Source organism: Streptomyces sp. NPDC014894 (assembly GCF_043080985.1).
Classification (GTDB): domain Bacteria; phylum Actinomycetota; class Actinomycetes; order Streptomycetales; family Streptomycetaceae; genus Streptomyces.
In genome coordinates, this window is the sequence record NZ_JBIBWD010000022.1 from 62,793 (window position 1) to 74,805 (window position 12,013).

At 74.7% G+C, this 12,013-nt stretch carries 8 protein-coding genes; 1 reads left to right on the plus strand and 7 read right to left on the minus strand.

Annotated elements, in window-relative coordinates; translation table 11 throughout:
* Positions 1–59 precede the first annotated feature (59 nt).
* The 6 genes from ACF089_RS33840 to ACF089_RS33865 all read right to left on the minus strand — a co-directional run bounded on the left by ACF089_RS33840 (position 60) and on the right by ACF089_RS33865 (position 9,874).
* The gene (locus ACF089_RS33840; RefSeq protein WP_392035348.1) at positions 60–1,070 is read right to left on the minus strand and encodes a serine/threonine-protein kinase; all 1,011 of its coding nucleotides are present in this window, start codon (positions 1,068–1,070) and stop codon (positions 60–62) included.
* The gene (locus ACF089_RS33845) at positions 1,070–2,296 is read right to left on the minus strand and encodes a hypothetical protein (protein WP_392035350.1); all 1,227 of its coding nucleotides are present in this window, start codon (positions 2,294–2,296) and stop codon (positions 1,070–1,072) included. Before ACF089_RS33845 ends, ACF089_RS33840 begins: the two co-directional genes overlap by 1 nt.
* A 13-nt stretch (positions 2,297–2,309) precedes the next feature.
* On the minus strand, positions 2,310–4,640 hold the full coding sequence (locus tag ACF089_RS33850; protein ID WP_392035353.1) for an FHA domain-containing protein: 2,331 nt from the start codon (positions 4,638–4,640) through the stop codon (positions 2,310–2,312).
* A gap of 130 nt (positions 4,641–4,770) precedes the next feature.
* Positions 4,771–7,821 carry an alpha-mannosidase gene (locus ACF089_RS33855; RefSeq protein WP_392035356.1) on the minus strand — a complete coding sequence of 1,017 codons (3,051 nt, stop codon included), beginning with the start codon at positions 7,819–7,821 and terminating at the stop codon, positions 4,771–4,773.
* Positions 7,822–7,851: 30 nt separating this feature from the next.
* A complete protein-coding gene (locus ACF089_RS33860) occupies positions 7,852–9,192 on the minus strand; it encodes a 6-phospho-beta-glucosidase (protein ID WP_392035359.1) in 1,341 nt (446 codons plus the stop codon).
* Positions 9,193–9,259: 67 nt separating this feature from the next.
* Positions 9,260–9,874, minus strand: a complete 615-nt coding sequence (locus tag ACF089_RS33865) for a putative glycolipid-binding domain-containing protein (RefSeq protein WP_392035362.1) — start codon at positions 9,872–9,874, stop codon at positions 9,260–9,262.
* A 131-nt stretch (positions 9,875–10,005) separates the two neighbouring features.
* Between ACF089_RS33865 and ACF089_RS33870 the strand changes: the two genes are divergently transcribed.
* Positions 10,006–10,875 (plus strand): class I SAM-dependent methyltransferase, encoded by an 870-nt coding sequence (locus tag ACF089_RS33870; protein ID WP_392035365.1) that lies wholly within the window; start codon positions 10,006–10,008, stop codon positions 10,873–10,875.
* Between the two features lie 128 nt (positions 10,876–11,003).
* On the opposite strand, the gene meaB is transcribed toward ACF089_RS33870, so the two are convergent.
* On the minus strand, positions 11,004–12,002 hold the full coding sequence (meaB, locus tag ACF089_RS33875) for a methylmalonyl Co-A mutase-associated GTPase MeaB (protein WP_392035368.1): 999 nt from the start codon (positions 12,000–12,002) through the stop codon (positions 11,004–11,006).
* Between the last annotated feature and the right edge of the window lie 11 nt (positions 12,003–12,013).

The following is a 12,013-nucleotide window of genomic DNA, read 5'->3' on the forward strand; positions in this document are numbered from 1 at the left end:
GCGGGTCGGGGACCCGCCCCACCGGCCCAGGACCCCGCCGGGTCGCTTCGTCCGCGCCGCTAGGGCCCCCGGAAGACCGGGCGCGCCCAGGCGGGCGGTTCCGGCGGCGGGCCCCGGTCCGCTTCGGCGGCCGGGGCGGGGGCGGCGTCCGAGGGGCCGGCGGGCCGGTCGGGCCGCGGGAGCCGGGGCACGGTCGCGGCCCGAAGCGCGACGATGAACTCCCCGCACGAGTCGTACCGGTCGTCCGGCTGTTTGGCGAGCGCCTTCGCCAGTACGGCGTCGACCGCGCCCGGGAGGTCGGGCCGCAGCCGGGTCAGCGGCGGGGGAGCGTCGAACTGATGGGCCCACAGCAGCGCCATGTCGTCGTCGCGTTCGAAGGGCGGCGAGCCCGCGAGGGTCTCGTACACCACACAGGCGAAGCCGTAGACGTCGCAGCGGGCGTCGACGGGGCGTCCGGAGATCTGTTCGGGGGCCACGTAGTCGAGGGTGCCGACGAACTGTCCGACGGTGGTGAAGCCGGTCAGCGACAGGGACTTCTTCGTCAGTCCGAAGTCGGTGAGATAGACATGCTCGGGGTGGTCGCTGTCGGTGCCCTCGGCGACCAGGATGTTGCCGGGTTTGACGTCCCGGTGCACCAGATTGTGGCTGTGGGCGGCGTCCAGGGCGGAGGCGACCTGCGCGCCGACGCGGATCGCGGTGGCGACGGGCAGCGGACCCTCGCGGTTGAGGAGGGCGCGCAGATCCTGCCCGGCGACATAGCGCATGGCGATGTAGAGCAGGCCCTCGGTCTCGCCCGCCTCGAAGACCGGGACGATGTGGGGGTGGTCGATGGCCGCGGCCACCCGGGACTCATGGGTGAAGCGCTTGCGGAAGGTGTCGTTGCGGGCGAGTTCGGGGGCGAGGAGCTTCAGGGCGACGGTCCGGTCCAGCCGCAGGTCCCGGGCGCGGTAGACGACCGCCATGCCGCCTCGGCCGATCTCCGCCTCCACGCGGTAGCCCGCGATCTGGCTGCCGATCAGATCGGACGCCCGCCCGGCGGGCAGCCCGGTCTCGTGCGGGGCCCCCGCCATCAGACGTCACCCGGCCGGGAGGCGGCGCCGTCCCGGTTCTCCTCGTCCGGCTCTCCCGGCGGTACGGGGGACGCGTCCCGCCGGGTCTCCTCCGGGGCCCGCTCCCGGTCCGCCCGGCGCGCGGTCCGGGTGGGCTCCTCGGGGGGCGTCGCGGCCGTCCGGGTCGGCGGGGCGGGCGCGGGCGGGCCCTGCGGGTCGACCCGCGCCGGATCCACCGCCCGGGTCGGCTCGTACACGGCCGGCGCGGGCGCGTCGGCGGGCGCCGGCTCGGCCGCCCGGGTCGGTTCGTACGCCGCCGGAGCCGGAGCCGGAGCCGGAGCCGGAGCAGGGGCAGGGGCAGGGGCGTGCGCCGGGGCGGGCGACTGCGGCTGGGGCGAAGGAGCGGCGGCCGGTACGGGACCGTCCCCGGGGGCCGGTTCCGCCGCCCGGGTCGGCGGGGCGTAGCGCGTCAGGTCCGGGGGGCGCGGGCGGTCCCCGCCGGGATCCGCCGTCGGCGCGCGCGGCGGACCGTCCGCCGCCGCCGTGGCCGGGGCGTCCTGCCCCGGCTCGGACCGCGCGGGGCCGCCCGAGGCGGCCGTGGGGTGCGAGGGCCCGGACGGGACCACCGCCGTGGGGTCGGCGGGGGCGGGCCCGGCCGACACCGCGGGGCCCGCGGGTTCGACGTGCCCGGCGGATCCGGCCGACCCGGTGGGTCCGGCAGGGTCCGTGGGGCCCGCGGGTTCGGAAGGGCCGGCGGGTTCCGTCGGGCCCGTCGAGACCGCGAAGGTGCTCACGCTCCGCCCGTCCGCGTACACCCAGCGCCCGTGCTCGGCGTCGTACAGCCACACCGCCTCGCCCTCCACCACCGCGCCCGCCCGCAGCCCCCGGGTACGCCGCCGGAACGCCTCCCCGTCGATCCGTCCCGCCGTCAGCTCGTCCGCGGCCTGGCGGTAGCGGGCGAGCGCGTCCTCGGTCCGGGCGAGCAGGGGGCGCGGGTCGGCGGTGCGGGCGGGCGGCAGGCCGGCGGCCGGCGGGTCACGGGGCACGGCGACCAGCAGCCGGCCGTCCACCCAGGCCGACCAGCCGTTCGCGCAGAGGATCCGGGACCAGTCGCCGCGCCGGTCGATCAGCCGCACCGGGAGCAGCGGGTCCAGCGGTTCGGTCGGCCGGGAGACGTCCGGGGCCTCCCAGGCGGGGAGCCCGTCGCCCGGGACGACATGGGTCGGGTCGAAGTCCTCGCCGTCCATGGCGGACCTCGCGCTACTTCCGCATCACGGCGGGCTCATGGCGGCGCAGCAGCCACAGCACCAGCACTCCGAAGACCACCGAGAGCGCGGCCAGCATGCCCATATTGGCCAGCCACACCCCGGCCGCGTGCTCGAACAGAGGGTCGGCGGCCTGCTTCCCGGGCACGATCCTGGCCAGCCCGATGGTGCCCGCCATCGCGCCCAGCGCCCAGCGCGAGGGCACCAGCCAGGCCAGCTGCTCGGCCACCGGCAGCCCGTTCAGCGAGAGCAGCGCGCCGCAGAAGACCACCTGGACGATGGCGAGGAGCACCAGCAGCGGCATGGTGACCTCTTCCTTGCGCACCAGCGCGGAGACCAGCAGGCCCAGCATCATGGCGGTGAACGACAGCAGCGCCACCGCGAGGGTGATCTCCAACAGCGGGGGCATCAGCACGCCCCGGCCGCCCGGCGCGTCGAGATCGACGCCGGCCAGCCCGACCAGGGTGAGCACCACGGCCTGGAGCACGGTGATCGTGCCCAGCACCACCACCTTGGACATCAGATAGGCGGACCGGGAGAGCCCGACGGCCCGCTCCCGCTGATAGATCACCCGTTCCTTGACCAGCTCCCGCACCGCGTTGGCCGCGCCCGTCAGCACTCCGCCGATGCAGAGGATGAGCAGCGCGTTCATGGCGGTCTCGCCGGTGAGCCGGCCGCCGGCCAGCGCACGGGCCATCGCGCCCATGACGAACGGCAGCGCGATCATGATGATGAGGAAGGTGCGGTCGGCCGAGAGCGCCGCGGTGTACCGGCGGATCAGGGTCCACAGCTGGGCTCCCCAGCTCTGCGCCTTCGGCGGCGGCGCGGCGGCCACCGCGGCGGCCCCGGCCCCGCTCCCGGCCGGGCGCGGCTGCGCCGAGGCGTCGTACCGCTCGCGGAACGGCGAGGCGGCGTACTCCCCGGCCCAGTCCCGCTCCCGGTCGTTCTCGAACGCCTCGAAGGCCTCCGGCCACTGGGTGAAGCCGAAGTACGGCAGGGCGTCCTCGGGCGGACCGTAGTACGCGATCCTGCCGCCCGGGGCGAGCACCAGCAGCCGGTCGCAGACGTCCAGGCTCAGCACGCTGTGGGTGACGACGATGACGGTCCGTCCGTCGTCGGCCAGACCGCGCAGCATGTGCATCACCGAGCGGTCCATGCCCGGGTCGAGCCCCGACGTCGGCTCGTCCAGGAAGAGCAGGGAGGGCTTGGTCAGCAGCTCCAGGGCGACGCTCACCCGTTTGCGCTGACCGCCCGAGAGTTTGTGGATGGGCTGGTCGGCCCGCTCGGTGAGGCCCAGCTCCCGGATCACCTCGGCCACCCGCGCCCGGCGCTCCTCGCGCGCCGTGTCCTGCGGGAAGCGCAGTTCGGCGGCGTATCCGAGGGCGGCGCGCACGGTCAGCTGGGTGTGCAGGATGTCGTCCTGCGGCACCAGGCCGATGCGCTGGCGGAGTTCGGCGTAGTCGCGGTAGAGGTCACGGCCGTCGTAGAGGACCGTGCCGCGGTCGGCGGGCCGCAGTCCGGTCAGCGCGCCCAGCAGGGTGGACTTCCCGGCGCCGCTGGGGCCGACGACGGCGAGCAGGGACTTCTCCCCGACGGGGAAGGAGACCCCGTCGAGCAGCGTCTTGCGGCCCCGGTCCACGGTCACCGTCAGATCCTGGACGTCGAGCGAGATCTCGCCGGTGTCCACGTACTCCTGCAGCTCGTCGCCGACCAGGCAGAACGCGGAGTGGCCGATGCCGATGACATCGCCGGGGGACACCAGCGCGCGGGCGACGGGCCCGCCGTTGAGGAAGGTGCCGTTGTGGGAGCCGAGGTCGGCGATCTCATGGCCGCCGTCCGGCCGGGCGCGCAGTTCGGCGTGGTGGCGCGAGACGGTGAGGTCGTCGATGACGAGGTCGTTGTCGCCGCTGCGGCCGATCCGCACGGTGCGGGCGGGGAGCGGGCGGACCGTGGTGGGCTGCCGGAAGGTGCCGGTCGCCGCGGGCACGGAGACCCGGGGCCCGGGGTCGGGGGAGTGGATCACCGCGCGGGGCCCGTCGGCCGGGCTGCCGAAGCGGATGACGCTGCCGTCGGCCACATCCCACTCGTGGACGCGCCGGCCGTCGGCGAAGGTGCCGTTGGTGCTGTTCTCGTCCTCGATCGTCCAGTGGTCCCGCTCGGGCCTCAGCACCGCGTGGTGCCAGGACACCCGGGCGTCGTCCAGCACGATGTCGCTCTCGGGATCGCGTCCGACGTGATAGTCCCGGCTCGGACTCATCACCGTGGAACCGTCGTCGGTCTCCAGGACGAGTTCGGGCGCGGTCGGAGCGACGGGCCGCTCTGCCATAGTCGAATTCTAGCTATTTCACCCGATATTCGCCTGGGGAGGCCGGGGTGCCCCGGCCCCCGGGGTGCCCCAGGCCCCCCGGGCGGTCCTGGCCCCCGAGGCGGCCCGGCCCCCGGGGCGACGCCCGGCCCTACCCGCGCGCGAGGCGCAGCGTCAGGATCTGGAACGGCCGCAGCGCCACCCGCACCGCCCTCCCGTCCTCCGTCACGGCGAGCGGCTCCTCCGCCGCGGGCCGCTCCAGCAGATCCGTGACCCGGGCCCCGGACATGCGGAACCCGGTCCGCAGGGTCGCCTCCGCCCGCCCGCCCAGGCACTCGTACACCCGTACGACCACATCGCCCGAGCGGTCGTCGGCGAGCTTCACCGCCTCCACCGTCACCGCCGGACGGTCGCTGCTCACCACCGGCTCCGCGCCCCCGGCCTCCGCCACCCGCAGCGGCAGATTCAGCGCGTACCCCTCCGCGATCGCGTCCTCCACCGTCGCCCCCGGCAGCAGCGCGTAGGTGAAACGGTGCCGGCCCTGGTCCGCCTCCGGGTCGGGGACGCGCGGCGCGCGCACCAGACTGAGCCGGAACGTGGTCGTCGTACCGCCGTCCTCGCGGGTGGTCCGGCCCACGTCGTGGCCGTAGGTCGCGTCATTGAGGATCGCCACCCCGTACCCCGGCTCGCCGATGTGGACCCAGCGGTGGTGATAGGCCTCAAAACGGGCCGCGTCCCAGCTGGTGTTGGTGTGGGTGGGCCGGTGCACATGCCCGAACTGGATCTCCGACGCGATCCGTTCCGCGTGCACGTCGAGCGGGAAGGCGGCCTTGAGGATCTTCTCCCGCTCGTGCCAGTCGATCTCCGTCTCCACATCGATCCGGCGGCTCCCGGCCCGTACGGTCACCGTCTGGACGACACGCGACCCCGCGCCGAAGGCGCGCTCGACGCGGATCGCGCCGAGCAGCGGCCCGGACGCGACGACGGCCACCGACTCGGCGGCCGTCAGATCGGTGTAACGCCCCCGGTAGTGCCGGTCGATGTCCCAGGCGTCCCAGCGGTTGGGCAGATCGGCGTGGAGCCGCAGCAGATTGCCGGGACCCGCCAGCACCTCACGGCCGGCCACGAGATCGAGGACGGAGGCGAGCGAGCCGTCCTCGGCGACGGCCACCCGCACCAGGCCGTTGTCGAGCACCCGGCCGGCCGCCGACACCGTCACCGGCTCCGGGGCCGGTCCCTCGCCGAGCGGTGCGCTGCCGCCCGCGGGCACCCGGGTGTGGCAGGGCCCGCCGTCGGTCACCACCACCTCGGCCCGGTCCCGGGGACCCGCGTTGAACACCCGGGGGCCGCCGGGGCCCAGCGCCGCCAGCGCCCCCGCGATCAGCCCGCCCAGCTCCCCGGCGACCCGGGCGTACTCCGCCTCGGCCTCCCGGTGCACCCAGGCGATCGAGGAGCCCGGCAGGATGTCGTGGAACTGGTGCAGCAGCACCGTCTTCCACAGCCGGTCCAGCGCCTCGTACGGATACGCGTACCCCGGCGCGCGCACGGCCGCGGCGGTCGCCCACAGCTCCGCCTCCCGCAGCAGATGCTCACTGCGCCGGTTGCCCTGCTTGGTGCGGGCCTGGGAGGTGTAGGTGGCGCGATGGCCCTCCATGTACAGCTCCCCGGACCAGACCGGGGCGTCGGGGTACTCCGCCCGCGCGGCGGCGAAGAAGGCGTCCGGGTGCTCGACGCCGACCCGGGCCGAGCCCTCCAGATCGGCCAGCCGCCGGGCCCGCTCCAGCATCTCCCTGGTCGGACCGCCGCCGCCGTCCCCGTGGCCGAAGGGGACCAGCGACCGGGTGGCACGCCCCTTGTCCCGGTGATTGCGGACGGCGTGCGCCGTCTCCCGCCCGGTGAACTCCGCGTTGTAGGTGTCCACCGGCGGGAAGTGGGTGAAGATCCTGGTCCCGTCGATCCCCTCCCACCAGAAGGTGTGGTGGGGCAGCTTGTTCGTCTGGTTCCACGACATCTTCTGGGTGAGGAACCACTCGTGGCCCGCCAACTTCGCCAGCTGCGGATACGCGGCGTTGTAGCCGAAGGAGTCCGGCAGCCACACGCCCTTGGTCTCGACGCCGAAGTGCTCCAGGAAGAAGCGCTTCCCGTGGACGAACTGCCGGGCGACCGCCTCCCCGCCCGGCAGATTGCCGTCCGACTCCACCCACATCCCGCCCACCGGGGCCCACTGCCCGCGCGCCACCGCCCGCTCGATCCGCTCCCACACCAGGGGCGCGTGGTCGCGCACCCAGGCGTACTGCTGCGCCTGCGAACAGGCGAAGACGAACTCGCCGTACTCCTCGGCCAGCGCCGTCGCGTTGGCGAAGGTGCGGGCCGCCTTGCGCCGGGTCTCACGGACCGGCCACAGCCAGGCGCTGTCGATGTGCGCGTGGCCGACCGCCGAGAGCGTGTGCGCGCTCGCGTGGGCGGGACGCGCCAGCGACGGCCGCAGCACCGCCCGCGCCGCCGCCGCCGAACCGGAGACGTCGTCCAGGTCCAGGGCGTCGAGCGCGCGGTCGAGCGTGTGCAGGATCTCGTGCCGGCGCGGATCGTGCTCCGACAGCTCCGCCGCCAGCTCGCTCAGCACCTGGAGATCGAGCGACAGATGCCACACCTCCTCGTCCAGGACGCGCAGATCGGCGGCGGCGAAGACGTGCAGCGGCGCGTCGCCCGCCGTGGACAGGTCGCCCAGCGGGGTCGGCAGAAAACCGCGGCCCAGGATGTCCGGATTGGACGCGGCCTCCAGGAGGAGATCGACCCGCTCCCCGCCGGCGGCCGGCCGGGCGAGGGGGACGTACCGGTTCCGCGGATTGACCGCCTTCAGCGGGGTCCCGTCGGCGGTGTGCACGAGCGCCTCGGCCTGGAAGCCGGGACCCGCGTCGGTGAAGCCGAGATCGAACACGGCCTCCACCCGGCTCCCCGCCCAGCCGGCCGGCACCTCGCCGCGCGCCCGGAACCAGGTGGTGCCCCACGGCGGGCCCCAGGCGGAGCCCGTCGTGAACGTCTCATAGCGCTGCGCCGCGGCCTCGGCGAAGGGCACCGGCTCGCCGGGAGCCTGCCAGGACGCGAGTTCGAGAGGGAGGGACCGGGAGTGGACGGCAGGCTGGATGCGCTGGACGAGGACGCGCTCGACACGGTCCTCGATCCGGCGTCGTTCATCGTGCATACCCAGCTGTCTACCCCTCGGGCGGGGCTTCTACCTCAGGTGGGCGAGCCCCGGATGGGCGGCGGTGTACGCGTCCACCAGCCGGCGCGCCACGCTCACCGAGTCCACCAGCGGATGCAGCGCGAACGCCGCCACCGCCCGGGCGCGCGAGCCGCTCCGGGACGCCGCCAGCACCTCCCGCTCCACCGCCTTGACCGCGCACACCAGCCCCGTGGCATGGTCCGGCAGCGGGCTCACCGCCACCGGGTGCGCCCCGTTGGCGTCCACCAGACAGGGCACCTCGACCACCGCCTCCGCGTCCAGCGCGGAGAGGGTCCCCCGATTGCGGACGTTGAGGATCAGCGTGGCGCGCCGGTCGTGGGCGATCGCGCGCATCAGGGCGAGGGCGACCTGCTCGTACCCCCCGGACTCCAGGTCCGCCGCGTCCCGCTCGCCCGCGCCCGCCGCCTCCCGGTTGTGCGCCATGTACGTGGCCTCGCGCTCCGCCCGGGTCCGGTCCCAGGCGGCGAGGGCGGGGGTGTCCGGCCGCTCCATCTCGGTGTAGAAGCGGGCCTGCTGCTCGTGGAGGAAGGCCCCCCGGGTCCGCTCGGCCTCCCGGTAGGCCCGAACCGTCTCCCGGTTGAAGTAGTAGTAGTGCAGATACTCGTTGGGGATCGCGCCCAGCGACCGCAGCCAGTCCGGGCCGAAGAGCCGCCCCTCCTCGAAGGAGCCGAGCAGCTCCGGATCGGCCAGCAGCCGGGGGAGTTCGTCGCGGCCCGCCACCCGCACCCCCCGCAGCCAGCCCAGATGGTTGAGGCCCGCGTAGTCGAACCAGGCCGTGTCCGGATCGACGCCGAGCACCCGGGCCACCCGCCGCCCCAGCCCCACCGGGGAGTCGCAGATCCCGATCACCCGGTCGCCCAGATATCGGGCCATCGCCTCGGTGACCAGACCCGCCGGATTGGTGAAGTTGATGACCCAGGCGTCGGGCGCGATCGCGGCCGTCCGGCGCGCGATGGACTCGGCCACCGGAACCGTCCGCAGCCCGTACGCGATGCCGCCCGCGCCCACCGTCTCCTGGCCGAGCACGCCCTGGGCCAGCGCGAGGCGCTCGTCGGCCGCCCGGCCCTCCAGCCCGCCCACCCGGATCGCGGAGAAGACGAAGTCCGCCCCGCGCAGCGCCGAGTCGAGATCGGTGGTCACGGTGACGCTCGGGGCGTCGGGGACCTGAGCCGCCTGGTCGGCGAGAACCCGGGCGACGGCGGCGAGCCGGCCCGCGTCGACGTCGTACAGCACCACCTCGGTGATCCGGCCCTCCCCGCGGTCGCCGAGCAGCGCGCCGTACACCAGCGGCAGCCGGAAACCGCCGCCGCCCAGGACCGTGAGCCTCATGCCCCCATCACCTTCTCCTCCTGTGTCGGGTCGCCCGGGCGCGACACGGCCCGGTTCACGCTGTCGTTCACCGGTCCGGCCGGTCCTGACCGTCCGGCAGGCCGCGGACCGCCGCCACCCGGCGCGCCAGATCCGGATAGTCGACGACGAATCCGTCCGCGTCGAAGCGGACGTCGCTCCGGAAGTCCCCGGAGGCGTAACGGATCACCGCGCCGCCGTCCCCGTCCGGACCCCGCCCGGTGTACGTCTGCGGGGAGGCGTGCACCGTCAGCTCCGGCACCCGCACCCAGGCCATCAGGAACCGGTGCTCACCGGCCCGCCGGTGCAGACCGTGCCGCAGCACCGGCATGGTGTTGGTCAGCGGGCAGAGCCCCAGATCGCAGTCGAGCGCGCCGGTCAGCTCCGGCAGCGGCGCGCCGTCCGCGCTCCACCGGCCGTCGCCGTCGCGCCGCAGCACCAGCTCCCGCGCCCCGGCCGCCGACTCGGCCCGCACCCGCAGCTCCCGGGTGACGTACGCCTCCCCGGTCTCCAGCGCGTACGAGATCCAGTACGGCTCCGGGTCCGTCCCGACGGCCCGGCCGCGCGCCCGCAGCAGGCTCCGGCCCGGGTCGAGATCGACCCAGGCGGTCTCGTACCCGCGGCTCCCCGTCACTTCCCAGGTGAGCGTCGACGACTCGATCATGCCCGCAGGCTATCGACTGGCCGGTCGCGGTCGAAACACCTCCCACCCCCGCATCGACTTAGGTTTGCCTAACCTACACTGGCGCTCCATCGGCGAAGCTCCGCCGACCCGTACATCCAGGAGAGGTGACCATGGCGCACCGGGACAGTCGACCGCCGGAGTCCGAGGACGTCCAGGAGGCGGCGCACGCCCCGCGCCGCGCCCGCGCGGCGGGGTCCCGTCCGCGCGGCGGCGCGCCCGGGGCTCCGCGCCCCGCCGATCCGGCCGATTTCCCGGACCGCGACCTCACCCGCCTCGACGGCGCGCGCGGACTGATCGGATCCACCATCCGCACACTGCTCTTCGACACCTGGACCGAGGAGTTCCTCGACCGCCACCCCCACGGGACCGTCGTGGAGCTGGGCGCCGGCTCCGGGACCCGCTTCGAGCGGCTCGACAACGGCACGGTCCACTGGTTCGACGTCGATCTCCCCGAGGTGAGAAGGCCGGCGCGGACCGTCTCCGCGGACACCGACCGCCGCCGCTCCCTCGCCGTCTCGGCGACCGACCCCGGCTGGATCGACGCCGTGCGCCGCAGCCCGGGGCCGTACTTCCTGGTCGCCGAGGCGGTCCTGATCCAGCTGGAGCGGACGCAGGTCCGCGAGGTCTTCCGGCTCGCCGCCGAGGGGCTGCCGGGCGCGCGTCTCGCCCTGGAGACCGCCTCCGGGCGGATGGCGGGCCGGCCCGACGGCCACGACGTCCTCGGCAAGGTCGCCGCCCGGATGCGCTGGGGCTGCGACGACCCGGCGGAGCCCGAGGGCTGGCACGACTCGGTCTCCCTCGCCCAGTCCTGCACCCTGGCCCGGCTGCCCGCCGCCGTCAGCTCCCGGATGCCCATGGCGCAGCGCGGAATGCTCCGCGCCATGGCCACCGTGATGCGCCGTCAGATCCAGGACTGCCGCTTCAACCTCTACACCATCGGGGAGCGCGACCCGGAGCGGATGGCGGTCGCGGCGGGCTAGGGAGGGCCGGCGCGCGCCCGCCGCTTTGGGACGCAGCGCCCCAGAAGCCGCACGCGTCCACGGGCCGGCCGGGCCCTCGGGCGAGATCGGCCCCGCGCGTCGGCCGCGCCCCACTGGCTCAGCTCAGCTCAGCCGCGCCCGTCCGGGAGCCGGAACGCCTCCAGGATGCGTTCGGCGGCCAGCGTGGCCGTCAGCTCGCCGTCGCGGACCTGCCGTTCCAGCCCGGGCGCCAGCGCCCGCACCCCCGGATGGCCGTGCAGCCGGTCGCGCAGCTCGTCGTGGACCATGGACCAGGTCCAGTCGATCTGCTGGTCACGCCGTTTGGCGGCCAGCCGGCCGGTCGACTCCAGCAGCGCCCGGTGCTGTTCGATCCGCTCCCAGAGGGTGTCCAGACCGGTGGACTCACGCGCGCTGCAGAAGAGCACCGGGGGAGTCCACGCCGCGTCCGCCGGATGCATCAGCCGCAGCGCGCCCGCGAGTTCCCGGGCCGCCGAACGGGCGTCGCGCTCGTGCGGACCGTCCGCCTTGTTCACCGCGATCACATCGGCCAGCTCCAGGACGCCCTTCTTGATGCCCTGGAGCTGATCCCCGGTCCGCGCCAGGGTGAGCAGCAGAAAGGAGTCGACCATCTGGGCGACGGCGGTCTCCGACTGGCCCACCCCGACCGTCTCCACCAGCACCACGTCATAGCCCGCCGCCTCCACCACCACGATGGTCTCGCGGGTCGCCTTGGCCACCCCGCCGAGCGTGCCCGAGGTGGGCGAGGGCCGGACGTACGCCGACGGATCGGTCGCGAGCCGCTCCATCCGGGTCTTGTCGCCGAGGATCGAGCCCCCCGTCCGGCTGGAGGAGGGATCCACCGCGAGCACGGCCACCCGGTGGCCGAGCGAGGTCAGCATGGTGCCCAGGGCGTCGATGAAGGTGGACTTGCCCACCCCCGGCACCCCGCTGACGCCCACCCGCCGGGCCGTGCCCGCGTACGGCAGCAGCTCCGTCAGCAGCCGCTGCGCGAGGACGCGGTGATCGGCCCGGGTGGACTCCACCAGGGTGATGGCCCGGGCGATGTACGCCCGTGACCCGTCCCGTACGCCCTGGACGTACTTCTCGATGTCGATCGTCTGTGGCATTGGGGGCACGG

Coding starts and splice junctions, on each gene's coding strand:
- ACF089_RS33855 (WP_392035356.1), bottom strand. CDS start 7,821: ATGCACGATGAACGACGCCGGATCGAGGACCGTGTCGAGCGCGTCCTC.
- ACF089_RS33840 (WP_392035348.1), bottom strand. CDS start 1,070: ATGGCGGGGGCCCCGCACGAGACCGGGCTGCCCGCCGGGCGGGCGTCC.
- ACF089_RS33850 (WP_392035353.1), bottom strand. CDS start 4,640: ATGGCAGAGCGGCCCGTCGCTCCGACCGCGCCCGAACTCGTCCTGGAG.
- ACF089_RS33865 (WP_392035362.1), bottom strand. CDS start 9,874: ATGATCGAGTCGTCGACGCTCACCTGGGAAGTGACGGGGAGCCGCGGG.
- meaB (WP_392035368.1), bottom strand. CDS start 12,002: ATGCCACAGACGATCGACATCGAGAAGTACGTCCAGGGCGTACGGGAC.
- ACF089_RS33845 (WP_392035350.1), bottom strand. CDS start 2,296: ATGGACGGCGAGGACTTCGACCCGACCCATGTCGTCCCGGGCGACGGG.
- ACF089_RS33870 (WP_392035365.1), top strand. CDS start 10,006: ATGGCGCACCGGGACAGTCGACCGCCGGAGTCCGAGGACGTCCAGGAG.
- ACF089_RS33860 (WP_392035359.1), bottom strand. CDS start 9,192: ATGAGGCTCACGGTCCTGGGCGGCGGCGGTTTCCGGCTGCCGCTGGTG.